At 63.6% G+C, this 26,592-nt stretch carries 24 protein-coding genes and 1 pseudogene; 12 read left to right on the top strand and 13 right to left on the bottom strand.

Translation table 11 applies throughout. From position 1 onward, the window contains the following. Positions 1-189 precede the first annotated feature (189 nt). A complete protein-coding gene (locus B348_RS0100220) occupies positions 190-942 on the bottom strand; it encodes a TetR/AcrR family transcriptional regulator (protein WP_017734164.1) in 753 nt (250 codons plus the stop codon). A gap of 357 nt (positions 943-1,299) precedes the next feature. On the opposite strand from B348_RS0100220, the gene B348_RS0100225 reads away from it, so the two are divergent. The 4 genes from B348_RS0100225 to B348_RS0100240 are packed head-to-tail and all read left to right on the top strand — an operon-like array spanning position 1,300 to position 5,884. Continuing rightward, complete coding sequence (locus tag B348_RS0100225) at positions 1,300-2,007, top strand: ABC transporter ATP-binding protein (RefSeq protein WP_017734165.1); 708 nt, start codon at positions 1,300-1,302, stop codon at positions 2,005-2,007. Further along, the gene (locus B348_RS0100230) at positions 2,004-3,203 is read left to right on the top strand and encodes an ABC transporter permease (protein ID WP_017734166.1); all 1,200 of its coding nucleotides are present in this window, start codon (positions 2,004-2,006) and stop codon (positions 3,201-3,203) included. Before B348_RS0100225 ends, B348_RS0100230 begins: the two co-directional genes overlap by 4 nt. Beyond that, entirely contained in the window at positions 3,196-4,659 is a 1,464-nt protein-coding gene (locus B348_RS0100235) for a TolC family protein (protein ID WP_017734167.1), read from the top strand. Before B348_RS0100230 ends, B348_RS0100235 begins: the two co-directional genes overlap by 8 nt. Beyond that, positions 4,649-5,884: an HlyD family secretion protein gene (locus tag B348_RS0100240; protein ID WP_017734168.1), complete on the top strand. Its 1,236-nt coding sequence runs from the start codon at positions 4,649-4,651 to the stop codon at positions 5,882-5,884. The genes B348_RS0100235 and B348_RS0100240 overlap by 11 nt, the downstream gene beginning before the upstream one ends. Positions 5,885-5,987: 103 nt before the next feature. Here B348_RS0100240 and B348_RS0100245 read toward each other — a convergent pair whose 3' ends face one another. The 11 genes and pseudogenes from B348_RS0100245 to B348_RS0100295 all read right to left on the bottom strand — a co-directional run bounded on the left by B348_RS0100245 (position 5,988) and on the right by B348_RS0100295 (position 16,944). Continuing rightward, positions 5,988-7,382, bottom strand: coding sequence for an FAD/NAD(P)-binding protein (locus tag B348_RS0100245; RefSeq protein ID WP_017734169.1), 1,395 nt, complete (start codon positions 7,380-7,382; stop codon positions 5,988-5,990). 12 nt (positions 7,383-7,394) lie between these two features. After that, the gene (locus B348_RS0100250; protein ID WP_017734170.1) at positions 7,395-8,162 is read right to left on the bottom strand and encodes an ABC transporter ATP-binding protein; all 768 of its coding nucleotides are present in this window, start codon (positions 8,160-8,162) and stop codon (positions 7,395-7,397) included. Positions 8,163-8,165: 3 nt separating this feature from the next. Further along, complete coding sequence (locus B348_RS0100255; protein WP_017734171.1) at positions 8,166-9,506, bottom strand: ABC transporter substrate-binding protein; 1,341 nt, start codon at positions 9,504-9,506, stop codon at positions 8,166-8,168. Between the two features lie 19 nt (positions 9,507-9,525). After that, on the bottom strand, positions 9,526-10,575 hold the full coding sequence (locus B348_RS0100260) for a branched-chain amino acid ABC transporter permease (RefSeq protein ID WP_026136442.1): 1,050 nt from the start codon (positions 10,573-10,575) through the stop codon (positions 9,526-9,528). A gap of 4 nt (positions 10,576-10,579) precedes the next feature. Beyond that, positions 10,580-11,461 carry a branched-chain amino acid ABC transporter permease gene (locus B348_RS0100265; RefSeq protein WP_017734173.1) on the bottom strand — a complete coding sequence of 294 codons (882 nt, stop codon included), beginning with the start codon at positions 11,459-11,461 and terminating at the stop codon, positions 10,580-10,582. Continuing rightward, positions 11,461-12,231: an ABC transporter ATP-binding protein gene (locus B348_RS0100270; RefSeq protein ID WP_017734174.1), complete on the bottom strand. Its 771-nt coding sequence runs from the start codon at positions 12,229-12,231 to the stop codon at positions 11,461-11,463. Before B348_RS0100270 ends, B348_RS0100265 begins: the two co-directional genes overlap by 1 nt. Then, positions 12,228-13,127 carry an AMP-binding protein gene (locus B348_RS0100275; protein WP_017734175.1) on the bottom strand — a complete coding sequence of 300 codons (900 nt, stop codon included), beginning with the start codon at positions 13,125-13,127 and terminating at the stop codon, positions 12,228-12,230. The genes B348_RS0100270 and B348_RS0100275 overlap by 4 nt, the downstream gene beginning before the upstream one ends. Positions 13,128-13,311: 184 nt before the next feature. Further along, positions 13,312-14,691 (bottom strand): LLM class flavin-dependent oxidoreductase, encoded by a 1,380-nt coding sequence (locus B348_RS0100280; RefSeq protein ID WP_017734176.1) that lies wholly within the window; start codon positions 14,689-14,691, stop codon positions 13,312-13,314. Continuing rightward, positions 14,691-15,017, bottom strand: a complete 327-nt coding sequence (locus B348_RS0100285; protein WP_017734177.1) for an acyl-CoA dehydrogenase — start codon at positions 15,015-15,017, stop codon at positions 14,691-14,693. Before B348_RS0100285 ends, B348_RS0100280 begins: the two co-directional genes overlap by 1 nt. Positions 15,018-15,029: 12 nt before the next feature. Beyond that, positions 15,030-16,226 (bottom strand): annotated as a pseudogene (locus B348_RS01000000129595) (SfnB family sulfur acquisition oxidoreductase). Between the two features lie 154 nt (positions 16,227-16,380). Then, positions 16,381-16,944 carry a helix-turn-helix domain-containing protein gene (locus B348_RS0100295; RefSeq protein WP_017734180.1) on the bottom strand — a complete coding sequence of 188 codons (564 nt, stop codon included), beginning with the start codon at positions 16,942-16,944 and terminating at the stop codon, positions 16,381-16,383. A 92-nt stretch (positions 16,945-17,036) separates the two neighbouring features. Between B348_RS0100295 and B348_RS0100300 the strand changes: the two genes are divergently transcribed. The 8 genes from B348_RS0100300 to B348_RS0100335 all read left to right on the top strand — a co-directional run bounded on the left by B348_RS0100300 (position 17,037) and on the right by B348_RS0100335 (position 24,990). Continuing rightward, positions 17,037-17,966 (top strand): DMT family transporter, encoded by a 930-nt coding sequence (locus B348_RS0100300; protein ID WP_017734181.1) that lies wholly within the window; start codon positions 17,037-17,039, stop codon positions 17,964-17,966. Between the two features lie 185 nt (positions 17,967-18,151). Further along, entirely contained in the window at positions 18,152-21,073 is a 2,922-nt protein-coding gene (locus B348_RS0100305) for a monovalent cation/H+ antiporter subunit A (RefSeq protein WP_026136443.1), read from the top strand. Continuing rightward, entirely contained in the window at positions 21,073-21,417 is a 345-nt protein-coding gene (locus B348_RS0100310; RefSeq protein WP_003192163.1) for a Na+/H+ antiporter subunit C, read from the top strand. The genes B348_RS0100305 and B348_RS0100310 overlap by 1 nt, the downstream gene beginning before the upstream one ends. After that, positions 21,414-23,096: a monovalent cation/H+ antiporter subunit D gene (locus tag B348_RS0100315; RefSeq protein WP_017734183.1), complete on the top strand. Its 1,683-nt coding sequence runs from the start codon at positions 21,414-21,416 to the stop codon at positions 23,094-23,096. Before B348_RS0100310 ends, B348_RS0100315 begins: the two co-directional genes overlap by 4 nt. After that, positions 23,093-23,581 (top strand): Na+/H+ antiporter subunit E, encoded by a 489-nt coding sequence (locus B348_RS0100320; protein ID WP_017734184.1) that lies wholly within the window; start codon positions 23,093-23,095, stop codon positions 23,579-23,581. Before B348_RS0100315 ends, B348_RS0100320 begins: the two co-directional genes overlap by 4 nt. Continuing rightward, on the top strand, positions 23,578-23,856 hold the full coding sequence (locus tag B348_RS0100325; RefSeq protein WP_017734185.1) for a K+/H+ antiporter subunit F: 279 nt from the start codon (positions 23,578-23,580) through the stop codon (positions 23,854-23,856). Before B348_RS0100320 ends, B348_RS0100325 begins: the two co-directional genes overlap by 4 nt. Beyond that, positions 23,853-24,191 (top strand): Na+/H+ antiporter subunit G, encoded by a 339-nt coding sequence (locus B348_RS0100330; RefSeq protein WP_026136444.1) that lies wholly within the window; start codon positions 23,853-23,855, stop codon positions 24,189-24,191. Before B348_RS0100325 ends, B348_RS0100330 begins: the two co-directional genes overlap by 4 nt. Before the next feature lie 457 nt (positions 24,192-24,648). After that, entirely contained in the window at positions 24,649-24,990 is a 342-nt protein-coding gene (locus B348_RS0100335) for a DUF6124 family protein (RefSeq protein ID WP_017734187.1), read from the top strand. 209 nt (positions 24,991-25,199) lie between these two features. Here B348_RS0100335 and cysS read toward each other — a convergent pair whose 3' ends face one another. Beyond that, entirely contained in the window at positions 25,200-26,588 is a 1,389-nt protein-coding gene (gene cysS, locus B348_RS0100340; protein WP_017734188.1) for a cysteine--tRNA ligase, read from the bottom strand. Between the last annotated feature and the right edge of the window lie 4 nt (positions 26,589-26,592).

Genomic DNA, 26,592 nt, shown 5'->3' on the forward strand with positions numbered 1-26,592 from the left:
GGGGTGTCTAGCTGTCAGAATTGACAGTGCCGACGAAAGGCCGCAGACCCGACTGACCATCCATACTTTTTCTCACATTTTTTTCACGTTTTATTCACATCAACAGTCGTAGTGTGAAGCCTCATCCGTTACAAATGTTGCATATCAAGCCCGCCGCCCCAGCGGGCTTTTTTTTGCCTCGGATTTGCTTTAACGCGATGCCTTCGCCGCCGGCGCCGCCGCTTGTTCGCGAATCGCGCGCTGGATATCCAGCACCCGCGCCAACGCGGTTTCCGCCTCAGGGCTCTGCTGTGGCACGCGAATCGCCGCCGACACCAGGGTGATCAACTTGGCCATCACCTCGGCATCCGTCGCCGGACGGCCCAGGCTCATGGAGTTCATCAGCAGGCGCAGCTCAGTGCCGGCCATCACCCCGGAAATCGCCTTGAGGGCAAACTGTAGGCGCACACCCAGCTCGTTGCGCGGCAAGTCCGGCAGGGCCAGGGCGAAGGCTTCGAAGAAACGCTGGAACACCGGTTGATAATGCACCTTGAGGTATTCCTGAATGAACGGCGAGGTGTCGCTGTAGACGCGGCCGAGGAAACGGATGAAGGAACGCCCTTCCCCGCTTGCCGGGTCGCTGCGCTCCAGGCCCATGGCCGGGGCGAACAGCACGCCAAGCAAGGTGTCGCAGTCGAGGGGGCCGTCGGATTCGGCTTCACACCGTGCCAGCAATTCCAGGCGCTGCTCGTTGAGCGGTTCCAGGCGCTGCATCAGCAGGGTTTTCATCAGGGAATCCTTGTCCCCGAAGTGGTAGTTCACCGCGGCCAGGTTGACCTGGGCTCGCTCGGTAATCTGCCGCAACAAAACCGCGTCGTATCCGTACTTGATGAAGAGGGCCTCAGTCGCATCCAGCAATCGAGTTTTGGTAACGTTCGGAGCACTGAGTTTCTTCGCGACCATAAGAGTTCCACGGCGGAAATATTGTTTTAAAAAATAATTTGATTTTTTATACCGGGGCGGCTGGCCGAAAGCAAGTAGTGACACACCGCCATATCATCCAAAGCCCTTGTGGATAGGCGTATGACGGCTAGTCAGAGGGTTTTTCCTGGCCCCGAATGCCCTCCAGATGAATCGTTTCAAGGGGTAAAAACGCTCTACATCGACGGCTGGCGGAGCAGGTTGAACGCAGTTACTATTCAAACAATATTTTAAAAACAAGAACTAAAACCAGTCCGTGACGCGCACCAGGCAGCTCCCGAACTTGTTACAAAGCTTTACCGGGGGCATGGCGGCAGCGGCGAGACTGAAGGCGTAGTCATGATGACAGATACCCCCGCGCACCCAGGCTTGATCTCCCTGCAAGGCATCGGCAAGCGCTATCAGCTAGCCGGGCAACACCTGTCCATTCTCAATGACGTCAGCCTGGCCATCGCCCGTGGCGACAGCTGCGGCATCCTCGGTGCCTCCGGTTCCGGCAAAAGCACCCTGCTCAATATCCTCGGCCTGCTGGACTTGCCCAACTGCGGCCAGTACCACTTTGCCGGGCACGATATCTTCAGCGCCAGCCCCGATGAGCTGGCGGCGATCCGCAACCAGCAGATCGGCTTTGTGTTCCAGAGCTTCAACCTGCTGCCGCGCCTCAGTGCGCTGGACAACGTGGCCCTGCCCCTGAGTTATCGCGGCATCTCGCGCCACGAATCGGTGGAGCAAGCCCTGCGCATGCTCGAACAGGTCGGCCTGGCCGAACGCGCCCACCACCGCCCCGCCGACCTCTCCGGCGGCCAGCGCCAACGCGTCGCCATCGCCCGTGCGCTGGTGGGCAACCCCTCGGTGATCCTTGCCGACGAACCCACCGGCAACCTCGACAGCAACACCGCCCAGGACATCATGGACCTGCTCCTGGCCCTCAACCGCGACCAGCATGTGACCCTGATCATCGTCACCCACGACGCGCAGATCGCCGCGCGCCTGGGCCGCCAGATCCTCGTGCGCAACGGCACGGTGCAAGAGGCCCCGCGCCCATGAGCCTGCGGGTCGAGCAGAGCCTGAGCCAATTGCTGCATGAAGCGTTCGTCAGCCTGCGCACCCTGGGCAAGCGCTCGATGCTGGCGCTGCTGGGCATCGTTATCGGCAGCTCCTCGGTGGTGGCGCTGATCAATATCGGCCACAACGCGGCAGTGGACGCGGCCCTGATCTTCAAGGACATGGGCACCGACACCCTGGTCGCGCAGTTCCCCACCAAGCCCGGCAGCAGCAGCCCCATGCTTGCGCGCCTGGACCTCGACACCGTGCGCCAGGCCGTGCCGGGCATCGCCCATATCGGCGCGCTCAGCCTGTTCAGCGGGCCCGTGGTATTCCATGGCCGCACCACCAACGCCAATATCGTTGGCAGCACGCCAGACATCCAGGGCGCCATGCGCCTGAGCCTGCGCGAAGGTCGCTTCCTGTCGGACTTTGACGCCAACGAAACCTTCGCCGTGATCGGCGGCCAGCTCGCCCAGGCCCTGAGCACGCCCGGCGACCCGCTGAAACTAGGCGAGCGGCTGCGCATCAACGACTACCTGTTCCTCATCGTCGGCATCCTGCACAGCCAGCCCCGCGCGCTGCTGATGCCGGTGCAAGGCGATGAATCGTTGTTTATCCCCGCCGACGGCATGCAACGCATCTACGCCAACCCGCAGATCGGCAACGTGGTGATCCGCGCCGCCCCCGACCAGGACATGGAGGCCATGGCTAAAGCCGCCAGCGCCGTCCTGCAACGTCAACTCACCGACCACAGCGTGGACATCCAGGTGCCCCAGCAAATGATCGATGGCATGACCCGGCAAAGCCGCACCTTCGCCTACCTGCTGCTGGCCCTCGGCGCGATCTCCCTGGTGGGCGGCGGCGTCGGCGTGATGAACGTGATGCTGATGAACGTCTCGGAGCGGCGCCGCGAGATCGGCATCCGCATGGCCCTTGGCGCGCGCCAGCGGGATATCCGCAACCTGTTCCTGCTCGAAGCCGTGACCCTCACCGCTGTGGGCGCAGCCTGCGGCGCGGTACTCGGCATGACCGCCGCCTGGCTCTACGCCTGGCTCTCAGGCTGGGCGTTCACCCTCGCCGCTGCCGCCCTGCCCCTCGGGGTCGGCAGCACGTTGCTGGTGGGGCTGTTCTTCGGCATCTACCCGGCGGTCTCGGCGTCCCGGTTGCAGCCGGTGGAGGCCTTGCGCGATGAATAAAGGCCTGCTGTTCCTGGCGTTGCTGAGCCTGCCGTGCGCAGCCGCCGACATCGTGATCAACCCTTCGGCACCCAGCAGCAGCCGCAGTGTCTCGCTGAACGCCCAGGTCACCAGCGTGACCCTCGGCGACGCGGTGTACCTGGGCCTGCGCAACAACCCGGCGATCCGCAGCGCGTACCTGCAACGGGTGGCGCAGAAGTTCGACCTGCGCGTGGCCGAAGACGCCTTCAACCCCAAGCTCACCCTCAACAGCTACTACCGCAGTACCCGTGGCAGCGCCGACAACGCACGCAACGCCAACCTCGCGCCGGCCACCAGCCTGCTCGGCGAATACGGCACGCGACTGAGCATGGGCTGGACCCAACAACTGAACACCGCCGACCGTGCCGGCCGCTACCGCAGCGACGGCCTCGACCTGGCGATCATCCAGCCACTGATGCGCGGCGCCGGCTGGGACGCCACCACCGCGCCGCTGCGCCTGTCGCGCCTGTCGGAACAGGCCAACCGCCTCAACCTCAAGGCCACCGTGGCGCAAACCATCAGCCAGATCATCGCCACCTACCGCGAACTACTGCGCGCCCAGGAACAACTGGGCATCGTGCAAGACGCCCTGAAACGCTCCGGCACCTTGCTGGAGGTGAACAAGGCGCTGATCGCCGCCGGGCGCATGGCCGAGTTTGAAATCGTGCAGACCGAAGCCGATATCGCCACCCAACAACTGGGCGTCGAAGAAGCGCAGAACCAGCTCGACAGCAGCCGCCTGGCTCTGCTGCGCCTGCTCGCGCTGGACCTGTCCACGCCGATTCGCGCCACCGAAGCCCTGGAGGCCAAGCCCATGCAGATCGACAAACGCCAAGCCTTCAACCTCGCGCAGAACCAGCAGCCGGAATACCTCGCCGCCCTGCTCGGCAGCCAGCAGGCCGACCTCAACCTGGTGATCGCCAAGGACTCCGGGCGCTGGCAAGTGGACCTGGTGGCCGGTGCGAACCAGCTGCGCGACACCTACAACAATGACAACGGCAGCGGCAACAACCGCACCTGGGACAGCTACGCCGGCGTGCAGGTGCAGATCCCCATCGGCGACATCAGCACGCGCCAGGCCGAAGTGCGTGCGCGGGTGAATGTGCAGGACCAGGAGATCCGCATCACCGACGCGCGCCAGGAACTGGAACGCAACGTCAACGACGTGGTGCGCGACCTCGGCACGCGCTGGCGCCAATATGAAATTTCCCAGCGCGCCGTGGAACTGTCGCGGCGCAAGATCGACATCGAACGGGAAAAGCTCAGCGCCGGGCGCTCCACCAACTTCCAGGTGCTGAGTTTCGAGAGCGATTTGCGCAATGCCGAAAACGCCCAGCTCAACGCGCTGATCGCTTATCTGAACGCCCAGACCCAACTCGACTTGACCCTGGGCATGACGCTGGAAAGCTGGGAAATCGCCCTCAATGACTACTAATCGCAAACGCCTGATCGGTGCGCTGTTGATCCTGCTGGTGGCCGTCGCCGGGTTCGCCCTGCGCAGCCCGGCCCAAAGCCCCGTCGCCACCGAACAGTGGCTGGCGGTGCAGCCCGATGCGCTGGTGCACCAGATCGGCCTGGTAGGCAAGATCGAGCCCGACACCACCATCACCCTCACCGCGCCGTTCGACGGCAACGTGCAGGCCAACCTGGTGGAGCAAGGCCAGCGGGTCGAGGCCGGCCAGGTGCTGCTGCGCATGGACCCGGCCACCCTTGAAGTGCAACTGCGCGACGCCCTGTCCGCCCAGCTCAAGGCGCGGCGCACCGTGCAAGAGATGCAGGACTGGGACAACGGCCCCGCCGTCAGCCGCGCCCGCCGCAGCCTGCGCACCGCCGAGATGAGCGCCGGCAACACCCAGCGCAAGCTCACCGAAAGCGAAAACCTGTTCCAGCGCGGCATCATCCCGCGCAACGAACTGGACGACCTCAGGCAGCAGACCCAACAGCAACAGCTGGACCTCGCCTCGGCGCGCGGCGAACTGCAACAGGCTATCGGCCAAGGCAAGGGCGAATACCGGCAGATCGCCGAGATGGAACTGACCAACGCCACAGTCAAATACGAGGCCCTGCGCCAACTGCTGGACGGCCGCGAGGTCAAGGCGCCGTTCTCCGGCATCGTCGTCCCGCCCCCCGGCGCCAACACCCCGCAAGCAGGCGCCAGCAACGTCCCGGTGCAGGCGGGCAGCAAGGTCAGCCAGGGTCAGGTGCTGTTTGGCCTGGCCAATATCGAGCGGCTGAAAATCGTCACCAAGGTCTCGGAGCTGGACATCAACCGACTGCATCAGGGCCAGGCGGTGGAAGTGCTGGGGGACGGCTTTGATGGCGAGCGGCTCAGCGGTTCGGTGAGTGTGGTCAGCGGCTTGGCGGTGGCCAGCGACGGCCAGGGCAGTGCGCAGTTTCCAGTGACGCTGTCGATTCCCCAACTGACGCCGCAGCAGTTGCAGCGGGTGCGGCTGGGGATGAGCGCGCGGCTGACCATTGTCACCTACAACAATGCGCAGGCGATGGTGGTGCCGGCGCAAGCCATCAGCGCTGGCGAGGTGGAGTATCGCGAGGCGATGGACAAACCGGTGCAGCGGGTCAAGGTCACGACCGGGCAAGCGACAGCGCAAGGCGTCGAAGTGTTTGGCCTCAAACCCGGGTTTGTGAAGGTCGGCAGCTGAAACACCGATCAATTGTGGGAGCTGGCTTGCCTGCGATAGCGGTGGGTCAGCTGAGCATGGATTGACTGACAGACCGCTATCGCAGGCAAGCCAGCTCCCACATTTAGATATTTGCCAACTTGGCGGCCAGCGCTTTGGCTTGCAGTGCCACGTCCGTCACCGCCGTGCTCTCCCACCACAACCCGCGCAACGGCGGGCCCATGGCAAACAACCGCTGGCTGACCCGCCCCTGCGCATCCACCACCGCTCCACTGGTATCAGCGGCAATCCCCAGCGCCAGCGGCCCGGGCTGGATCAGCCCGCGCTTGAGCAGTTGCTGCGGCAATGGCCGGGCTACGCGGCGCCAGTCGTATTCGATGCCGCTGGAGTTGATCAGCGCCGCTCCCGAAACAGGCGTGATCGACTGCTCACCGCGATATCGCACACGAATGTTCACGCCTTGCGCCGACGGTTCCAAGCCTTTGTAGGAGGCCGCCCGAATCCGCAACCGCCCCGCTTCATGCAACCGCGCCACCAACTGCGCGCTCAACGGCGGTGAGCGGTGGTGATGGCTTTCCCACCACGGCCGTACGTGGCGCACAAACTGACGTTTCTCCCTCTCGCTGGCCTGGCTCCACAGGCGGCCGATATGCGCGCGCACGGTGTCCAGCGGCGCCTGCCAGTCAATGCCCTGCGCCTGCGCGATGCGGCATTGGCGACGCACTTCGCGCAGCAGTTGCCGAGGGCTGCGCACGTTGTGGTCCTCGGCAAGAAAATCCACCCAGCCCGGCGGCTGCCGACGCACATGGGGCAGCAGACCGTGCCGTGAAAAAATCTCGATAGGCCCACGATGGCCGGCCTGTTCCAGCGAGACCACGGCATCGACCATGGTCAGCCCGGAACCGATGATCAGCACCGTGGCCTGCGGGTCAATCTGCGTCATGGCCTGCACGTCCCAGGGATCGACCGCCGCTGCGTTCAAGCCGCTGGATTCAGTCTGTGGCGTGCGCGCCGCCGGGAACATGCCGGTGGCCAATACCGCAAAGGCCCCGCGCAATGGCTGGCCATCCGCGAGGGTCAGCAACGCGCCGTCGTCCTCCACTTGCAGATCCACGACTTCGCCGCGCACATGCTCGACAGTGGACGCCGACAACGCCTTGGCCTCCGCCAGTCGCTGCTGCGCATACAGGCCAAAAATCCCCCGCGGCGGGAACAGTTCGCTGATCGGCACATGCTGCTGGTCCGACTCCGGCCAGCCGCCGGCGCCGATGTAGGCGGTGAGCCATTCGGTCAGGTCGTCGGCGTTGTCCGGGTCGACGCTCATGCGTGCGGCGTTGCCGTTCAACGTGTGGCCCAGCTCGACCGCGCTGTAGGCCTCGCCCCGGCCCAGCTCGGCGCGTGGTTCGATCACCAGGATCTGCCGCGTGCCCGACAACCGCAGCAGCTGCACCGCGAGCATCGTGCCGCTTAGCCCGCCACCGATGATCAGCACATCAGCGTTGCGGATGGATTCAGTCATGCCTGTTCGCCTTTACTGTTTACCCAGGTAAATGTCATGCAAATCGCCCCGCGCCAACAGCTCGGCGGCGCTGCCACTCAAGGCCACGCGGCCAGTATCCAGCACGTAGCCGTGGGACGCATAGGCCAGCGCGACGTTGATGTTCTGCTCGGCGATCAGGAAACTCACCTGCTGTTCGCGATTGAGCTGGGCGATGATCGCAAAGATCTCCTGCACGATCATAGGCGCCAAACCCATCGACGGCTCATCGAGCAGTACCAAAGTAGGACGGGTCATCAGCGCGCGGCCGAGGGCGACCATCTGCTGCTCGCCGCCCGAGGTGAGCCCGGCGCGGGTGTGGCGCTTGGTCTTGAGCCGCGGGAACCAGCTGTAAATGCGCTCCAGGTCGTGCTCCATGGCCTTGCGGCTCAGGCGCCGCACAAAGCCGCCGCTGCGCAGGTTGTCTTCCACCGTCAGTTGGCCGAACACATGGCGACCTTCCAGCACGTGGACCATGCCCTGGCGCACGCGCTGGCTGGGGTCGACCCCGGCCAGGTCGCGCCCGGCATACTCGATGCGCCCACGGCTGACCTCGGCCCGCTCGGCGCGCACCAGCCCGGAGATCGCCTTGAGCGTGGTGCTCTTGCCGGCGCCATTGGCGCCGAGCAAGGCGACGATGGCGCCCTTGGGCACCTGTAGCGAAACCCCGGCCACCGCCAGGATCGCGCCGTCGTAGATCACTTCGATGTCGTTGACCGTCAGCAGCGACGGGCTGACGGATTCAGCGGCGGGCTGGCTCATGGTTTATTCGTCCCCGGTGCAGGTGCGCGGCGTCAGGCCTTTTTCCTTGGCGAAGGCCGCGGATTTTTCATCGATCAGCGGGCGCAACAACGCGCGGTCGGCGGCGATCCACTCGCTGACCAGCGTCCAGTTGGCGCCGTCCCATTGCTGCACGCGCGCCGAGCCGCCGCCTTCGTGGTCGCGGCACGACAGCTTGAGGTTTTGCATCAGGCCCAGGTAGCCCATGTCCTTGAGGCGCGCGTCGTCGATGTTCAGGTGTTCCAGGCCCCAGCGGCCTTCTTCGCCATTGAGCGGGCGCTTGCCGAACTTGGCCTGGCCGGTGCGGATCGCTTCCACCGCGACGGCGGCGTTTACCAGGCCGGAGTTGTAGTAGACGCTGCCGAAGTTTTTCAGGTCCTTGAGGTCGCTGTGGCCCTTGTCGAGGATGGATTGCTTGAGGCGTTTGTGGATCTCGAAGTCCGCGCCGGCCGGGTATGGCGTCAGCGCCAGGTAGCCCTTGGCGGCGGCACCGGCGGGCAGCACGTCTTCGCTGGAACTGGCCCAGATGTCGCCGATGATGTGGTCCACCGGGAAGCCAAAGCGCGCGGCGGTCTTCACCGCAACGGGGGTCGATACGCCCCAGGTGCGCAGGAACACCCAGTCCGGGTTGGCCTGGCGCACCTGGCGCCACTGTGCCGATTGCTCGTTGCCCGGATCGGCCACCGGAATCTGGATATTTTCAAAGCCGTATTTTTCCGCCAGCAACTTCAACGGGCCGAGGGTTTCGCGACCGTAGGCCGAGTCGTGGTAGACCGTGGCGATCTTCTTGCCCTTGAGCTTGTCGAACCCGCCCTCTCGCTGGGCGATGTAGTTCACCAGGGTCGAGGCCTCGCTGTAGAAGGTCAGCATCACCGGGAAGTTGTACGGGAATACCGTGCCGTCGGTGGCTTCGGTGCGCCCGTAACCGAGGGTGATCAGCGGGATCTTGTCCACTTCCGCACGCTCGCTCAGGGCATACGCCGCCGGTGCGCCGTTGGGCTGGTACACCGCGACCGGCGCGCCGTCCAGGCCATTCTTGAAGCGCTCGTAGCACTCGATGCCCTTCTCCGCCGTCCACTCGGTCTCGCACTCCTGCCACACCAACTTGACGCCGTTGATGCCGCCTTCGACTTCGTTGATATAGCGCAGGTAGTCGATCATCCCGGCCCACACCTGCACGCCGCTGGAGGCATAGGCGCCAACGCGGTAGGTGGCCAGGGGAATGAATTGCTGGTCCGGCGAGGCGATTGCCTGAGGCACAGCACCGGCCAGGGTGGCCAGCGCAAACGCAGCGCCGACCAGGGAACGTTTCAAGGATGCACGCATGGAAGATTCTCTTGGGAAGTTAGAAACGCAGCGGCCACTGCCGCACACGGTCACGCAGGTTGTGCAACAGGCGGATCAAGCCCTCGGGTTCCTTGATCAGGAACACGATGATCAACACGCCAAAGATGATTTTCTGCAGGTTCTGCAACTGCCCCGCATCCACCGAGCCGCCGAACAACGCCTGCCCGGCATGGCTGAGGAAAATCGGCAGCACACTGATAAACGCCGCACCGACGAAGTTGCCGGCGATGCTGCCCATGCCACCGATAATGATGATGAACAGGATCTGGAATGAGCGATTGATATCAAAGCTGCTGGTGCTGGCCGTGCCCAGGTAGGCAAAGGCCCACAACGCGCCGGCGATGCCTAAGTAGAACGAGCTGACCGCAAACGCCAGGCGCTTGTAGCGCACCACCGGAATGCCGACCACGGCGGCGGCGGTGTCCATGTCGCGGATCGCCATCCAGTTGCGCCCCACCTGGCTGCGCACCAGGTTGATCGCGGTCCAGGTCAGCAGCAGCACCGTGACCAGCGTCAGCAGGTAGCGGCCCAGCGGGGTGTTGAGGTCATGGCCGAACAGCGCGAGCTTGGGCGCGGAGATGGTCCCGGACGAGCCGTAGTTGTAGAACCAGGGGAATTTGACGAACAGCCATTCCAAAAAGAACTGCGCGGCCAACGTGGTGACCATCAGGTAAAAGCCCTTGATCCGCGAGCTGGGCAAGCCGAACAGCAACCCGACCAGCGCGCTGATGATCCCGCCGCCGAGCAGTGCCACCGGCAAGCCCAGCTCCGGCAGGCGCAGCAAAAACCCATAGGTGGCAAACGCGCCGACGGCCATGAACCCGGCCGCGCCCACCGAGGTTTGCCCGGTGTAGCCGGTCAACAGGTTCAGACCCAGCCCGGCCAGGGACAGCACCAGGAACGGGATCAAAATCGCGTTCAGCCAATAGTCATTGCCCCACAGCGGCACCACGACAAACCCCAGCGCCAACAGGCCAAGGAGGCCCCACGGGATGCGCCGCTGGATCAGCAACAAGGGCGCGGTTTCTTGTGCAACAGGAATCGACATGGTTTCAGACTCGCTCGATGGCACGCTCGCCGAACAGGCCGGCGGGACGGATATACAGGAAGGCCAGGGCCAATACGTAGGCGAACCACGGCGTGATGCCGCCGCCGATCAGCGGGCCGATATACACCTCGGCGAGGTTCTCGGCCGCGCCGACAATCAGCCCGCCGACAATCGCCCCGCCAATCGAGGTAAAGCCGCCGATGATCAGCACCGGCAAGGCCTTGAGCACCACCAGCGACAGCGAGAACTGCACGCCCTGGCGCGCGCCCCACAGCAGCCCGGCGACCAGCCCGACAATCCCGGCCACCGCCCAGACGATCTGCCAGATGCGGTTGAGGTTGATCCCGATGGACAGCGCCGCCGTGGTGTCATCCGCCACCGCGCGCAGCGACACACCGATGCGGGTCTTGTTGAACAGCAGCGCCAGCACCGTCACCAGCACCACTGCCGCCGCTGCGGCGATCAGGTCGAACTGGCTGAGCATCAGCGGACCGACAAACAGCGGCACGTCGTCGATGCCCAAATCCAGCGCGCGCACCTGCGAGCCCATCAGGCCTTGGGCGAGGCCTTCGATGATGAACGACAGGCCCAGCGTGGCCATGAACAAGGTGATCTGCGAACGGTTGACCAAGGGCCGCAGCACCAGGCGTTCGATCAGCAGTGCGCCGACGATCATCACGAGCACCGTCAGCAACAACGCCAGGGCAAACGGCACGCCCTGATCGTGCAGGCTGACGAAGGTCAGCGCGGCGAACAGCAACATCGCGCCCTGGGCAAAGTTGAACACGCCGCTGGCCTTGTAGATCAGCACAAAGCCGATAGCGACCAGCGAGTACATGGTGCCGGCGAGCAGGCCGCCGAGCAGGGTTTCGAAGAAGAAGGTCATCAGTGCGCCACTCCCAGGTAGGCCGCGATCACGTCGGGATTGGCTTGCACTTCGGCAGGCGTGCCGTCGCCGACCTTGCGCCCGTAGTCGAGCACCACCACGTGGTGGGACAGGCCCATGACCACGCCGATGTCGTGTTCGATCAACACCACGGTGGTGCCCAGGTCGCGGTTGACGTCGGCGACGAAGCGCGCCATGTCCTGTTTTTCCTCGGCGTTCATCCCGGCCATGGGTTCATCGAGCAACAGCAGGCTGGGCCCGGCGATCAAGGCGCGGCCCAACTCCACGCGTTTTTGCAGGCCGTAGGACAGGTTGCCCACCAGCACATCGCGGTGCGCTTGCAGCTCCAGAAATTCGAGAATGCCTTGGGCCCGCACGCGGAAGGCGTCGGCCTCGCGGCGCGCGCGGGGCAAGCCGAGGGCGTGTTCGAGAAAGCTGCTGCGCTGATGCCGCGACAGACCGGTGAGGATGTTGTCGAGCACGCTCATCTTCTTGAACAGCGCGTTGTTCTGGAACGTGCGGCCGATGCCCCGGCGCGCTGCGCCCAGTGGGTCGATGCGGTGGAAGTGCTGGTCTTCGAAGACGATCTCGCCGGCGTCGAAGCGGTACACGCCGTTGAGCACATTGAGCAACGAACTCTTGCCCGCACCGTTGGGCCCGATCAGCGCGCAGATCTCGCCGCGCGCGACGTCGAAGGACAAGGCATTGATCGCCTTGACCCCCTTGAACGACAGCGAGATATCCCGCACCTGGAGAATGGCTTGGCTCATGCGATGTCCCGTTTGAATTCGGCCAGCCACACGGGTGATGAGGTGGCTTTGAGGGGTTGCCAGATATAAGCCAGGCGTTGGAAGCCGAGCAGTTTGCGCACGCGGTTTTTCAGCAGGCGCCGCAGGCCGCTTTGCGGGTGGGCGATGGCCCAGTCGCACAGGCGTCGGCGCCAGGTGCCGTGGGGGGCGAGGCGGCTTTCGATTTCAGCGGCCAGGTGTTGCAGGCGTTCGGCAGACAACAGCAAGCCGGTGGGCGCGACTTCACGGCGATCGCGCTGCGCCGAGGCCAGGCTTTCCGGGAAGGCCAGGCCGTGGCCGGTGTTGAGCCATTGCTCCAGCAGCACCGCCAGGCCGCCCTGCCAGTGGGTGCCCTCTTCGCTCCACAAGGCAGTTTCGCCAGAGGGTTGCCACCAGCGGGCGAGGTGTTGCGCGGGATCGGTCGGGCCGAGCAGTTGCACGAAGTCCACCCGATTGGCGGACGCCCAGTGCCTGTTCTGCCGACCTTGCACATAAGAATGGCTGGGGCGGATGCGCCATAGATGGTGCTGCACTGCTTCCGGCTCCAGGTCATCGGCCAGGGTCAGTACCTGCCCACCAACGGATTGGGCGGCCAGGGCCAACAGCAACAGGTTTGGCTCAAACGCACCGCTCAAGGCCAAGCGCGACTGCTCGCTGAAGCCCTGCTGGCGCAAGCCATCGGCCAGGCGCTCGACGTCACGCAAGACGTCGATCCAGCGCCACGCATACCACTGGCCCTGGCGCTTGTGGCGCAGGGCGGTGTGCAGCGGGGTGATCTGCGCCCAGTGGTGCAGTTGCTCCAAAGCCTTGGGTAGATTGCCGAGCAGTTCGGCGGGCCATTCCACGGCCAGCGGGCGTTTTAGTTCGTGCACGCTCATAGGGGTAATGCTCCTATTGGTGGGGTGTGCGTGCGGTGGTCCGCTGGCCGAGAAAGATCAAACAATGAAGATCAAATGTGGGAGCTGGCTTGCCTGCGATGGCGGTGGGTCAGCTGATCATTTTTCAACTGACCGTCCGCTATCGCAGGCAAGCCAGCTCCCACATTTGATCCAGGTGTTTCTGTTAGAGGGTGGTGGCCTTGAGATCGCGGTAGCTGGCGCCGGGGTGGTTGGCGCCCAACCGCGCACCGTCACCAAACAGCTTCTCGCGCAACGTGCCCTGGGCGTACTCGGTCTTGTACACACCGCGCTTCTGCAACTCCGGCACCAGCAACTCCACGGCGTCGACAAAAGTCTCGTGGGTCAGTGCGTACGCCAGGTTGAAGCCGTCCACGTCGGTGTCTTCGACCCACTCCTGCAACAGGTCGGCCACGGTCTCAGGGCCGCCGACAAACAACGGACCAAAGCCACCAATACCCACCCAATCCGCCAGCTCATTGGGCGTCCACACTTTGTTCGGATCGGCCGTGGAGAACGCTTCCACTGCCGACTGAATCGCATTGGTGTGCACATGCTTGAGCGGTTCATCCGGCTTGAACTGGCTGAAATCAATACCGGTCCAGCCGGAGATCAACGCCATCGCGCCTTCGTAGCTGACGTAGGATTTGTATTCGTCGAACTTGGCCTTGGCCTTCGCATCGGTCTCGCCGACGATCACCGTCTGCAAGTTGAAGATCAGGATCTTCTTCGGATCGCGGCCGGCCTCGGCCGCACGGCGGCGGATGTCGGCGACGGTTTTTTTCAGCAGGACCTTGGACGGCGCGGCGACGAACACGCACTCGGCCTGCTCGGCGGCAAACTGCTTGCCACGGCTGGACGCACCCGCCTGGTACAGCACCGGCGTACGTTGCGGCGATGGCTCGCACAGGTGAATGCCGGGCACCTGGAAGTGTTTGCCGACGTGGCGGATCTCGTGGATCTTGCTCGGGTCGCTGAAAATCCGCCGCTCACGGTCGCGCAGCACGGCGCCCTCTTCCCAACTGCCTTCCCAGAGTTTGTAGCAGACCTCCAGGTATTCCTCGGCGTAGTCATAACGCGCGTCGTGTTCGGTCTGGGCTTTCTGGCCGAGGTTCTTTGCGCCGCTTTCCAGGTAGGAGGTGACGATGTTCCAGCCGATGCGGCCCTTGGTCAGGTGATCCAGGGTCGATAGGCGGCGGGCAAACGGATAAGGGTGTTCAAACGACAGCGATGCCGTCAGGCCAAACCCCAGGTGTTCGGTGACCAGGGCCATCGGCGCGATCAGCGACAGCGGGTCGTTGACCGGCACCTGGGTGGCCTGGCGAATGGCGGCGTCGCCGTTGCCGTTGTACACGTCGTAGATGCCCAGCACGTCGGCGATGAACAGGCCGTCGAACTTGCCACGCTCAAGAATCCTGGCCAGGTCGGTCCAGTATTCCAGGTCCTTGTACTGCCACGAACGGTCGCGCGGGTGCGCCCACAGGCCGGGGGATTGGTGGCCGACGCAGTTCATGTCGAAGGCATTCAAGCGGATTTCACGGGCCATCACAGCACTCCGTTGAGGTGGTAGTTGCCGACGATCTGGTACTTGGCGCGCAGCGGATCATCCAGGGTCGAGGGCAGCGCGGTGCGTTGGCCGGTGAGTTCGAATTCGGCGTTGCTCGCCGCGATCAGGGCTTCGGCAGCGGCGATCTGCGCTTCGGTGGCGGCCACCGGGCTGGGATGGGTTACGGCGCGTTCCTGCAGGGCGGCGGCCACGTCGACGCGGATCTGCAAGTCGCCGAAGCGGCTGATCACGTAGGGGTCGGTGCTGGTTTCGACATGGCGGCGGGTGCTGTCCAGCAGTTGGCGGGCAAGGTTCAGGGCGGTCATGGTTGCAGTTCCTCAGTTCCAGGCGTGGCGCGCGGGCTTCACGCCGTTGAGCACGAAGTTGCCGATCAGGTGGTACTTCCAGCGCGCCGGGTCGTGCAGGGTGTGGGTGCGGGCGTTACGCCAGAAGCGGTCGAGGTTGTGCTTGGCGGTGACCGAACGGGTGCCGGCCAGTTCGAACAGTTTGCTGCTGGCGAGCAAGGCGGTTTCGGCGGACAGCACCTTGGCCTGGGCGACGACCAGTGAGGCGTGGGCGACGCTGTCTTCGCTCGGTTCGGCGAGGGCGCGGTCCACGGCTTCGCCGGCTTTGGCGAGGATGGCTTCAGTGCCGTGCACGCGCCATTGCAGGTCACCGATGGCGGCGATGGTGAACGGGTCTTGCCAGCCATGCTCCTACTGGCTGTCGATCCACGGGCGCGCTTGGCGGGCATGGATTTTCGCTTGCTCAAGTGCGCCCAAGGCGATGCCGGTATCGACGGCCGCCTGGATAATCTGCGAAATCGGGCCGTTGGCCGTGGGTTGGTCGAAGGCCAAGTGGGCCGGGATCACAGCACTGCGCGGTAGGGTGACGCCATCGAGGGTCACGCCGCCGCTGGCGGTGGTGCGCTGGCCGAAGCCGTCCCAGCTGTCGATCACGTTCAAGCCTTGGGCATCGCGCTCGATAAACGCGATAAAGGCCTGATCCTTTTCGTTGTTGCCGACGGTGGGCACGATATGGGCGAACAACGCCCCGGTGCAGTAGAACTTCTCGCCATTGATTTGCGCGGTGTCGCCGTGGAAACGGATCTGCGTGTCGAAGGTGCCGGCGTTCTTGCTCTTGGCTTCGGAGAACGCATTGCCGAAACGGTAGCCAGCCAGGACCTTGCCGAAGTAGTGACGTTTTTGTTCCTCGGTGGCGGTTTGCAGCAGGATGTCCACCACGCCCAGGTGGTTCTGCGGAATCTGCCCCAGGGACGGGTCGGCAGCGGAGATCAACTTGATCACCTCGGCCACGGTCACATAGGACACCTCGGCGCCGCCATAGGCCTTGGGAATGGTGATGCCCCACAAGCCGCTCGCGGAAAATTCGTCGAGTTCGGCAATCGGCAGGCGCCGCTCACGGTCGCGCTCACTGGCCTCGACGGCAAAACGGGCGGCCAGGCGCGTGGCGACGTCGATGGCTTCCGCGTCCGAGCGGATGATATGGGCAGGGTGTACAGGGTGGGCAGACATGGGCCGACTCCAGGCTCCGATGGGATAACGGAGTGATTGCAGGAGTCGTGCCTGAATTTAATCGCCAATAAAATCAGCGGGTTATCGATTAAAGCGGCTGATGAACAGCGTGCTGAACCAGCAAAGTGTGCATCCACTGTTGCGTGGCGAACAGTTAGATCACCACGTTGCGCACAAAGCGAACGGCGACATCACCGTCATTGCGATAGATGTGCTGCTGGTGGCTGGCAAACATAAAGAACTCACCGGCGCCGATGCTGTTTTCCACACCGGCCACGACCAACGTCAAGCTGCCCTCGAACACAAACAGCTGCTCGCTCCAGCCTTCAAGGTCTGGGTCGGGACAGTAGCGATCACCGGGCTCAAGGCGCCATTCCCACAGTTCGACTTCCCGCCGCGCCGTGGCCTTGGCCAGCAATACCGCCTTGCTGCCGTCGATCTCACCGGCCCAGGCCAGCTCGTTGATGCGACTGTGGTCGCGCACGTCCGGGGCCTGGATCAGGTCACTGAAGGCCACGTCCAAGGCTTCGGCGACGCGGTCGAGGGTGGACAGGCTGACATTCTTCTCCCCCGCCTCGATGGCCACCAGCATGCGCCGGCTGACCCCGGATTTTTCCGCGAGCGCGGTCTGGCTCAAGTCGGCGGCATGACGCAGGCGACGGACGTTCTGGCTGACGTGCTGCAGGACCGAGGCCCGTTGCGGATTTTCTTTGTGCACTATATTGCTCAATGGGTGGGTGTGCGCAGTATACTGCCCAGCGTGCGGCGCATTGTGCGGTCCGTGCCTTTCCCTTGCAAGACCGAGCCGCCATGACTGCCGCCAAATCCCCCTCGCGTTTCAACCGTTTCAGCAAAGCCGAATGCATCCTGGTGGTGATCACCATGATCTGGGGCGGCACCTTTTTGCTGGTGCAACACGCCATGACCGTCAGCGGGCCGATGTTTTTCGTGGGCCTGCGTTTTGCCGCCGCGGCGATTGTGGTCGGCTTCTTTTCCCTGCGCACCCTGCGCGACCTGACGCTGTTCGAATTCAAGGCCGGGGTGTTTATCGGCGTGGCGATCCTGTTTGGCTACGGTTTGCAGACCATTGGCCTGCAGACGATCCTCAGCAGCCAGTCGGCGTTTATCACGGCTTTATATGTGCCCTTCGTGCCGCTGCTGCAATGGCTGGTGCTGGGCCGTCGTCCGGGGTTGATGCCGAGCATTGGCATCATGCTCGCGTTTACCGGGCTGATGTTGCTGACGGGGCCGGCGGGGGCTTCGCTGAATTTCAGCCCGGGGGAGATCGCCACCCTGATTGGTGCGATCGCCATAGCGGCGGAAATCATCTTGATCGGCGCCTATGCCGGGCAAGTGGATGTGCGCCGGGTCACCGTGGTGCAACTGGCTACGGCGTCGGTGTTGTCGTTCATGATGGTGGTGCCGATGGGTGAAGCATTGCCGGGGTTCTCCTGGCTGTTGCTGTTCAGTGCGGTGGGCCTGGGCTTGACCAGTGCGGTGATCCAGGTCGCGATGAACTGGGCGCAGCAGAGCGTTTCGCCAACGCGGGCCACGCTGATCTATGCCGGTGAGCCGGTGTGGGCTGGGGTGGTTGGGCGGATTGCCGGGGAGCGTTTCCCGCCGATTGCGATGGTGGGGGCGGCGTTGATTGTGGCGGCGGTGATTGTCAGTGAGATGAAGACAAAGGGGCAGAAGGCGTTGGCACAGAATGAGGAATTGGAGCAAGAAGGCCAGCGTTGAGGTGTCTGGTTTGGGGCTGCTGCGCAGCCCAGCGGGAGCAAGCTCCCTCGCCACAGAGGGAATCATCTGTCAGTGCGTTATGTGGGTTTTCAGCTTACCTTGTAGGATCCTGCCACATCTTGCCGTTTGGTGATCGAGAAAGCGGCACGTATGATGCATCCCAAACTCCCGCAGATTAGAAGCCTATGTCCCTGATAGTTCTACTGCTTCTGCCTTTTATCGGCAGCTGTCTGGCGGCTTTGCTGCCGCATAACGCACGTAACACCGAATCCCTGTTGGCCGGCCTTGTGGCCCTGGTCGGCACCATTCAAGTCGCCCTGCTCTACCCCCAGATCGCCCACGGTGGCGTGATCCGCGAAGAATTCATGTGGTTGCCCAGCCTGGGCTTGAACTTTGTGTTGCGCATGGACGGGTTTGCCTGGCTGTTCTCGATGCTGGTGCTGGGCATCGGCACGCTGGTGTCGCTGTATGCGCGCTACTACATGTCGCCGGATGACCCGGTGCCGCGCTTCTTTGCGTTTTTCCTGGCGTTCATGGGCGCCATGCTCGGCCTGGTGATCTCCGGCAACCTGATCCAGATCGTGTTCTTCTGGGAACTGACCAGCCTGTTCTCGTTCCTGCTGATCGGCTACTGGCACCACCGCGCCGATGCGCGACGCGGCGCGTACATGGCGCTGATGGTCACCGGCGCGGGCGGCTTATGCCTGCTGGCGGGCGTGATGCTGCTGGGGCATATCGTCGGCAGCTATGACCTCGACCTCGTGCTGGCGGCGGGCGAGCAGATCCGTGCCCACGCGCTGTACCCGATCATGCTCGCCCTGGTGCTGATCGGCGCCCTGAGCAAAAGCGCGCAGTTCCCGTTCCACTTCTGGCTGCCCCACGCCATGGCGGCACCGACGCCGGTCTCGGCGTACCTGCATTCGGCAACGATGGTGAAGGCCGGCGTGTTCCTGCTGGCCCGCCTGTGGCCGTCGCTGTCCGGCAGCGAAGAATGGTTCTATATCGTCGGCGGTGCCGGCGCGATCACCCTCCTCCTCGGCGCTTACTGCGCCATGTTCCAGAACGACCTCAAGGGCCTGCTGGCCTATTCCACCATCAGCCACCTCGGGCTGATCACCTTGCTGCTGGGCCTCAACAGCCCGCTGGCCGCGGTCGCAGCGGTGTTTCATATCCTCAACCACGCCACGTTCAAGGCGTCGCTGTTCATGGCGGCGGGCATCATCGACCACGAAAGCGGCACCCGCGACATTCGCAAGCTCAGTGGCCTGGTGCGTCTGATCCCGTTCACCGCGACCCTGGCGATGGTCGCCAGTGCGTCCATGGCCGGCGTGCCGCTGCTGAACGGTTTCCTGTCGAAAGAGATGTTCTTTGCCGAAACCGTGTTTATCTCGGCGACCAAATGGGTGGAAATCACCCTGCCGGTCATCGCCACCATCGCCGGTACGTTCAGCGTGGCCTATGCGCTGCGCTTCACGGTGGATGTGTTCTTCGGCCCTACCGCCACCAACCTGCCGCACACGCCCCACGAGCCGCCGCGCTGGATGCGCGCACCGGTCGAGTTGTTGGTGTTCACCTGCCTGCTGGTGGGGATCTTCCCGGCGCAGATGGTCGGTTCGATCCTTGCCGCTGCGGCCCTGCCGGTGGTGGGCGGCGTGCTCCCGGAATACAGCCTGGCGATCTGGCACGGCTGGAACGCGCCGATGATCATGAGCCTGGTGGCCATGACCGGCGGCGTGATCCTCTATCTGCTGCTGCGCAAGCAACTCAAGCGCGGGCGCTTCAAGTACCCGCCCGTGATCAGCTACTTCAACGGCAAGCGCGGCTTCGAGCGCTGCCTGGTGGTGCTGATGCGTGGCACGCGCAAGATCGAGAGGCTCATCAGCACCAAACGCCTGCAGACCCAGCTGTTCCTGCTGGTGCTGGCGGCGGTCATCGCTGGTTTGATCCCGATGCTGCACAGCAGCCTCAGCTGGGGCGACCGGCCGAAGATCCCGGGCTCCATCGTCTTTGTGACGCTGTGGTTGCTGGCAATCGCCTGCGCCCTCGGCGCCGCCTGGCAAGCCAAGTACCACCGGCTGGCGGCCCTGACCATGGTCAGCGTGTGCGGCCTGATGACCTGCATCACCTTCGTGTGGTTCTCGGCACCGGACCTGGCGTTGACCCAGTTGGTGGTTGAAGTGGTCACCACCGTGCTGATCCTGCTGGGCCTGCGCTGGTTGCCACGGCGGATCGAAGAAGTCTCGCCACTGCCAAGCTCCTTGCGCAAGGCGCGTATTCGCCGCCTGCGCGACTTCCTGCTGTCCACCGTGGTCGGTGGCGGCATGGCGTTGCTGTCCTACGCGATGCTGACGCGCCAGACACCCAACGATATTTCCTCGTTCTACCTCAGCCGCGCCCTGCCCGAAGGCGGCGGCAGCAATGTGGTGAACGTGATGCTGGTGGACTTCCGTGGCTTCGACACCCTCGGCGAAATCACCGTGCTCGGCGCCGTGGCGCTGACGGTGTACGCCCTGCTGCGACGCTTCCGCCCCTCGAAAGAAAGCATGCAACTGCCCGCACAACAGCGCCAACTGGCGCCGGACGTGGCCACCGACCTGGTCAACCCGCGCCAGGCCAGCGACACCGCGCTGGGCTTCATGATGGTGCCGGCAGTGCTGGTACGCCTGCTGCTGCCGATTGCGCTGGTGGTGTCGTTCTACCTGTTCATGCGCGGCCACAACCAACCGGGCGGTGGCTTTGTCGCCGGGCTGGTGATGTCCGTCGCCTTCATCCTGCAATACATGGTCGCCGGGACGCAGTGGGTCGAGGCGCAGATGAGCCTGCGGCCGATGCGCTGGATGGGCTTCGGCCTGCTCTCGGCAACCCTCACCGGGCTGGGTGCGCTGTTTGTCGGCTACCCCTTCCTGACCACCCACACCTGGCATTTCAGCCTGCCGGTGCTGGGCGACATTCATGTGGCCAGCGCGCTGTTCTTCGACGTTGGCGTGTACGCCATGGTGGTCGGTTCGACGCTGCTGATGCTCACCGCCCTCGGCCACCAATCGGTGCGTGCCCATAAACCGAGCAACCAGGCCAAAGTGGTTGCCGCAACGGAAGGAGCGGCCTGATGGAAGAAGTCATCGCAATTGCCATCGGAGTGCTCGCAGCCTCCGGCGTGTGGCTGATCCTGCGGCCGCGGACGTTCCAGGTGGTGATGGGCCTGTGCCTGTTGTCGTATGGGGTCAACCTGTTCATTTTCAGCATGGGCAGCCTGTTTATCGGCAAGGAGCCGATCATCAAGGACGGCGTGCCGCAAGACCTGCTCAACTACACCGACCCGCTGCCCCAGGCCCTGGTGCTCACGGCCATCGTGATCAGCTTTGCCATGACCGCGTTGTTCCTGGTGGTGCTGCTCGCCTCACGGGGCCTGACCGGCACCGACCACGTTGACGGCCGGGAGCCCAAGGAATGAATTGGGTGAACCAACTGATCATCGCACCGATCCTGCTGCCGCTACTGACCGCCGCGCTGATGCTGATGCTCGGCGAAAAACGCCGGCCCCTCAAAGCCAAGATCAACCTGTTCTCCAGCGTGCTGGGCCTGGGCATTGCGATCCTGCTGCTGTACTGGACGCAAAAAGGCGGCCCCGGCTCGATTGGCGTGTACCTGCCGGGCAACTGGCAGGTGCCGTTCGGCATTGTGCTGGTGGTGGACCAACTGTCGGCGCTGATGCTGGTGCTCACCGGCATTATCGGCGTGAGCGCGCTGGTGTTCGCCATGGCCCGTTGGGACCGTGCGGGCACCAGTTTCCACGCGCTGTTCCAGGTGCAGATGATGGGCCTGTATGGCGCCTTCCTCACCGCCGACCTGTTCAACCTGTTCGTGTTCTTCGAGGTGCTGCTGGCCGCGTCCTACGGTTTGATGCTGCACGGCTCGGGCCGCGCGCGGGTGTCGGCGGGGCTGCATTACATCGCGATCAACCTGCTGGCGTCGTCGCTGTTCCTGATTGGCGCGGCGATGATCTACGGCGTCACCGGCACGCTGAACTTCGCTGACCTGGCGCTGAAAATCCCGCTGGTGCCAGAGGCCGACCGTGGCCTGTTGCATGCGGGCGCGGCGATCCTCGCCACGGCGTTCCTGGCCAAGGCCGGCATGTGGCCGCTGAACTTCTGGCTGGCGCCCGCCTATTCCTCGGCGAGTGCGCCGGTGGCGGCGATGTTTGCGATCATGACCAAGGTCGGCGTGTACACCGTGCTGCGCCTGTGGACGTTGCTGTTCTCCGGCCAGGCCGGTGCGTCGGCGTTGTTTGGCGGCGACTGGCTGGTGTACGGCGGCATGGCGACCATCATCTGCGCCGCGCTGGCGATGGTGGCGGCGCAGCGCCTGGAACGCATGGCGAGCTTGAGCATTTTGGTGTCGGCGGGGATCTTGCTGTCGGCCATCGGTTTTGCCCAGCCAAGCCTGACGGCGGGCGCACTGTTTTATCTGGTCAGCTCGACGCTGGCGTTGAGTGCGCTGTTCCTGCTGGCGGAGTTGATCGAACGCTCGCGCTCGGCCAATGACCTGCCGCTGGACGAAGAGATCGATGCGCTGCCACGGGCCATGGAATCGCTGCACCCGCAGCCCGGCGTCAACCTCGACGACGAGCAGAAAGCCGTGGTTGGCCAGGTGATCCCGTGGACCATGGCCTTCCTCGGCCTGAGCTTTATTGCCTGCGCGCTGCTGATTATCGGCATGCCGCCGCTGTCCGGGTTTATCGGCAAGCTGAGCTTGTTGAGCGCGCTGATCAATCCGCTGGGGCTTGGCGTCAGCATCGATGAGCCGATCCGTCCGGCGGCCTGGGGCTTGGTCACGCTGCTGATCCTGTCGGGCCTGGTCTCCTTGATCGCCTTTGCACGCCTTGGCATCCAGCGCTTCTGGACCCCGGAAGAACGCCCGTCGCCGCTGTTGCGTCGCTACGAGTGCGTACCGATCTTCTTCCTGCTGGGCCTGAGCATCCTGCTGACCTTCAAGGCCGAGCCGCTGATGCGCTACACCGAAGCCACCGCCGTGAGCCTGAACAACCCGGAACATTACGTGATGGCGGTGATGGCGACGCGGCCAGTGCCGAGCCCTGAAGCCAAGGCCGCCGCGCTGGAGGTTCAGCCATGAAGCGCCTGTTCCCTGCCCCGTGGCTGTCCCTGGCGCTGTGGCTGTTGTGGCTGGTGCTGAACCTGTCCGTGAGCCCCGGCAATCTGCTGCTGGGCGCGCTGCTGGGCTTTCTCGCGCCGCTGCTGATGGCGCCGTTGCGGCCGCTGCCGATCCGCATCCGCCGGCCAGGGGTGATCATCCGCCTGTTCTTTGTGGTGGGCCGCGATGTGATCGTGTCCAACCTGCAAGTGGCCTGGGGCGTGCTGACCTGCGGTTCACGTCCGCCGCGTTCGCGTTTTATCAAGATCCCTCTGGACCTGCGTGACGCCAACGGCCTCGCCGCGCTGTCGATGATCACCACCGTGGTGCCCGGCACCATCTGGTCGGAACTGGCGCTGGACCGCAGCATCCTGCTGCTGCACGTGTTCGACCTGGACGATGAAGCGCAGTTTATCGAGCACTTCAAGACCACCTACGAGCGGCCCCTGATGGAGATCTTCGAATGAGCGCCCTGCTCTCCAATGCGATCCTGTTCAGCCTGTTCCTGTTCTCCCTGGCCATGGTGCTGACCCTGGTGCGCCTGTTCAAAGGCCCCTCGGCCCAGGACCGGGTACTGGCGCTGGACTACCTGTACATGCTGGCGATGCTGATGATGCTGGTGCTGGGCATTCGCTATGCCAGTGACATCTACTTTGAAGCGGCGCTGCTGATTGCGCTGTTCGGCTTTGTGGGCTCGTTTGCCCTGGCCAAATTCCTGCTGCGTGGCGAGGTGATTGAATGATGCCGTTATGGGTGGAAGTGATCGTCGCGGTGCTGCTGGTGCTGAGCAGCGTGTTTGCCTTGATAGGCGCGATTGGCTTGCTGCGCATGAAGGACTTCTTCCAGCGCATGCACCCGCCAGCACTGGCCTCGACGTTGGGCGCGTGGTGCGTGGCGTTGGCGTCGATTGTGTACTTTTCGGTGCTCAAGTCCGGGCCGGTGTTGCACGGTTGGTTGATTCCGATTTTGTTGTCGATCACGGTGCCGGTGACGACGTTGTTGCTGGCGCGCACGGCGCTGTTTCGCAAGCGCATGGCCGGCGATGATGTGCCGGCCGAAGTCAGCAGCCGCCGCTGATTCTTCAGCAACACTCGGTTAAAAATGTGGGAGCTGGCTTGCCTGCGATAGCGGAGTGTCAGTCACACATGTACTGGCTGACACTCCGCATTCGCGGGCAAGCCCGCTCCCACATTTAGATTGGGGGTCACCATTGGTCTCGGGGCACTGCCCAGCAAAAAACCGCAGAAATTTCCGACAGCGTTTTAGGGTTGTCCCTCGGAAAATAGCTGCCTAATCTTCGGCGGTCGCTGCAAATTCAGCGACCGGGTTTCGCAGCCCGGTTAAACTCTAGACGCACAGCGTCCACCTCAGATAGCGGGCGCTTTTTTATGCCTGATGTTATGGCGGCTGTGCGCGGGATACCTTCGGGTATGCCGGGTGCCTAGAGTCCCGGTCTGCGAACCTGCGTACAGCTGCCACCCGGGTATCGTTTCGCAGCGATGGGTGGTGGCTCCAATACTCTAGGAGCTTTGCCATGATCAAAGACAGTCCGAGTCCGCCGTTAGACTCAACCGCGTTTCACGCCTCTGCTCATCGAGCGATTAACCACTATCTGAACCCCTCTGAAAAGCCGCAGCCATCTGCTGAGGACGACAACCTGTTTACCGTACGCGAAGGACTGGACGTCGAGACGCTGTTGGTCAACGCGTCAGAGGATCTAGCGTCGGTTCGTGCGCTGGCAAGCCATTTGGCTTTCGAGATCGGCGGCAATCCGCGCAGCGTGGCACTGGGAATGTGTCGGATGCTGGAGGGCATCCAGTTGATGGTGGATAAAACACTAAGCCTCAAAGACGACCCCATTCACAGATCAATCTGAAGCCGAATAATTTGCAAAGCGGGCACGGTTAAAAAATGTGGGAGCTGGCTTGCCTGCGATGGCGGTATACCAGCCAGCATTTTCGGTGACTGACACACCGCTATCGCAGGCAAGCCAGCTCCCACAGTTTGATCGAGTGGGTCGTTAAAGTGATGTGCAAAAAAAACGCCCCGAACCAGTCGGGGCGTTTTTCATTCAGCGTTTACCGATCAAGCCTGATCAGCCAAGCGCCACGTCGTCCCACCCTTGCCGTCTTCCAACACCACGCCCATGGCGGTGAGTTGGTCGCGGATGCGGTCGGATTCTGCCCAGTCCTTGTTGGCCCGTGCCGTCAAACGCGCCTGGATCAGCGCATCCACTTCAGCCGCGTCCACACGCCCTTCGGCGCCGGCTTGCAGGAAGTCGTCGGCTTCCATCTGCAACACGCCCAGTACGCTGGCCAGTTCTTTCAAGCGGGCCGCCAGGCCAGCCGCTGCGTCGAGATCGCTCTCGCGCAGGCGGTTGATCTCGCGCACCATCTCGAACAGCACGGCGCAGGCTTCGGGGGTGCCGAAGTCGTCGTTCATCACCTGGGTGAAGCGCTCGACAAACCCTTCGCCACCGGCCGGGGCGACCACGGGCAAGCCTTTCAACGCGTGGTAGAAACGCTCCAGGGCGCCCTTGGCGTCCTTGAGGTTGTCTTCCGAGTAGTTGATGGCGCTGCGGTAGTGGCTGGACACCAGCAGGTAACGCACCACCTCAGGATGGTACTTTTCCAGCACGTCGCGAATGGTGAAGAAGTTGTTCAAGGACTTGGACATCTTCTCGCCATTGATGCGGATCATGCCGCAGTGCATCCAGGCGTTGGCGTAGGTCTTGCCGGTGGCGGCTTCGCTCTGGGCGATTTCGTTTTCGTGGTGCGGGAACTCGAGGTCGCTGCCGCCGCCATGAATGTCGAAGGTCTCGCCCAGGCAGCAGGTAGACATCACCGAGCATTCGATGTGCCAGCCCGGACGCCCGGCGCCCCATGGCGATTCCCAGCTCGGCTCGCCGGGCTTGGTGCCTTTCCACAGCACGAAGTCCAGCGGGTCTTGCTTGGCCTCGTCCACTTCGATGCGTGCGCCGATGCGCAGGTCTTCGATTTTCTTGCGCGACAGCTTGCCGTAGCCCATGAACTTGGCGACGCGGTAGTACACGTCGCCATTGCCCGGGGCGTAGGCGTAACCCTTGTCGATCAGGGTCTGGATCATCGCGTGCATGCCCGGGATGTGGTCCGTGGCGCGCGGCTCCATGTCCGGCTTGAGGATGTTGAGGCGCGCCTCGTCCTCATGCATGGCGGCGATCATGCGCTCGGTCAGCGCATCGAACGACTCGCCGTTTTCGTTGGCGCGGTTGATGATCTTGTCGTCGATGTCGGTGATGTTGCGCACATACGTCAAGTCATAGCCGCTGAAACGCAACCAGCGGGTCACCAGGTCGAAGGCCACCATGCTGCGGCCGTGGCCGATGTGGCAGTAGTCGTACACGGTCATGCCGCACACGTACATGCGCACCTTGTTGCCATCCAGCGGCTTGAAGACTTCTTTGGTCTTGCTGAGTGTGTTGTAGATCGTTAACACGACG

This window comes from Pseudomonas sp. CBZ-4 (genome assembly GCF_000346755.1).
In the GTDB taxonomy this organism is placed as follows: Bacteria; Pseudomonadota; Gammaproteobacteria; order Pseudomonadales; family Pseudomonadaceae; genus Aquipseudomonas.

Coding starts and splice junctions, on each gene's coding strand:
- B348_RS0100220 (WP_017734164.1), bottom strand. CDS start 942: ATGGTCGCGAAGAAACTCAGTGCTCCGAACGTTACCAAAACTCGATTG.
- B348_RS0100310 (WP_003192163.1), top strand. CDS start 21,073: ATGGAAGAAGTCATCGCAATTGCCATCGGAGTGCTCGCAGCCTCCGGC.
- B348_RS0100325 (WP_017734185.1), top strand. CDS start 23,578: ATGAGCGCCCTGCTCTCCAATGCGATCCTGTTCAGCCTGTTCCTGTTC.
- B348_RS0100260 (WP_026136442.1), bottom strand. CDS start 10,575: ATGTCGATTCCTGTTGCACAAGAAACCGCGCCCTTGTTGCTGATCCAG.
- B348_RS0100335 (WP_017734187.1), top strand. CDS start 24,649: ATGATCAAAGACAGTCCGAGTCCGCCGTTAGACTCAACCGCGTTTCAC.
- B348_RS0100300 (WP_017734181.1), top strand. CDS start 17,037: ATGACTGCCGCCAAATCCCCCTCGCGTTTCAACCGTTTCAGCAAAGCC.
- B348_RS0100315 (WP_017734183.1), top strand. CDS start 21,414: ATGAATTGGGTGAACCAACTGATCATCGCACCGATCCTGCTGCCGCTA.
- B348_RS0100265 (WP_017734173.1), bottom strand. CDS start 11,461: ATGACCTTCTTCTTCGAAACCCTGCTCGGCGGCCTGCTCGCCGGCACC.
- B348_RS0100305 (WP_026136443.1), top strand. CDS start 18,152: ATGTCCCTGATAGTTCTACTGCTTCTGCCTTTTATCGGCAGCTGTCTG.
- B348_RS0100330 (WP_026136444.1), top strand. CDS start 23,853: ATGATGCCGTTATGGGTGGAAGTGATCGTCGCGGTGCTGCTGGTGCTG.
- B348_RS0100240 (WP_017734168.1), top strand. CDS start 4,649: ATGACTACTAATCGCAAACGCCTGATCGGTGCGCTGTTGATCCTGCTG.
- B348_RS0100255 (WP_017734171.1), bottom strand. CDS start 9,506: ATGCGTGCATCCTTGAAACGTTCCCTGGTCGGCGCTGCGTTTGCGCTG.
- B348_RS0100230 (WP_017734166.1), top strand. CDS start 2,004: ATGAGCCTGCGGGTCGAGCAGAGCCTGAGCCAATTGCTGCATGAAGCG.
- B348_RS0100270 (WP_017734174.1), bottom strand. CDS start 12,231: ATGAGCCAAGCCATTCTCCAGGTGCGGGATATCTCGCTGTCGTTCAAG.
- B348_RS0100320 (WP_017734184.1), top strand. CDS start 23,093: ATGAAGCGCCTGTTCCCTGCCCCGTGGCTGTCCCTGGCGCTGTGGCTG.
- B348_RS0100225 (WP_017734165.1), top strand. CDS start 1,300: ATGATGACAGATACCCCCGCGCACCCAGGCTTGATCTCCCTGCAAGGC.
- B348_RS0100280 (WP_017734176.1), bottom strand. CDS start 14,691: ATGGCCCGTGAAATCCGCTTGAATGCCTTCGACATGAACTGCGTCGGC.
- B348_RS0100245 (WP_017734169.1), bottom strand. CDS start 7,382: ATGACTGAATCCATCCGCAACGCTGATGTGCTGATCATCGGTGGCGGG.
- B348_RS0100250 (WP_017734170.1), bottom strand. CDS start 8,162: ATGAGCCAGCCCGCCGCTGAATCCGTCAGCCCGTCGCTGCTGACGGTC.
- B348_RS0100285 (WP_017734177.1), bottom strand. CDS start 15,017: ATGACCGCCCTGAACCTTGCCCGCCAACTGCTGGACAGCACCCGCCGC.
- B348_RS0100235 (WP_017734167.1), top strand. CDS start 3,196: ATGAATAAAGGCCTGCTGTTCCTGGCGTTGCTGAGCCTGCCGTGCGCA.
- B348_RS0100275 (WP_017734175.1), bottom strand. CDS start 13,127: ATGAGCGTGCACGAACTAAAACGCCCGCTGGCCGTGGAATGGCCCGCC.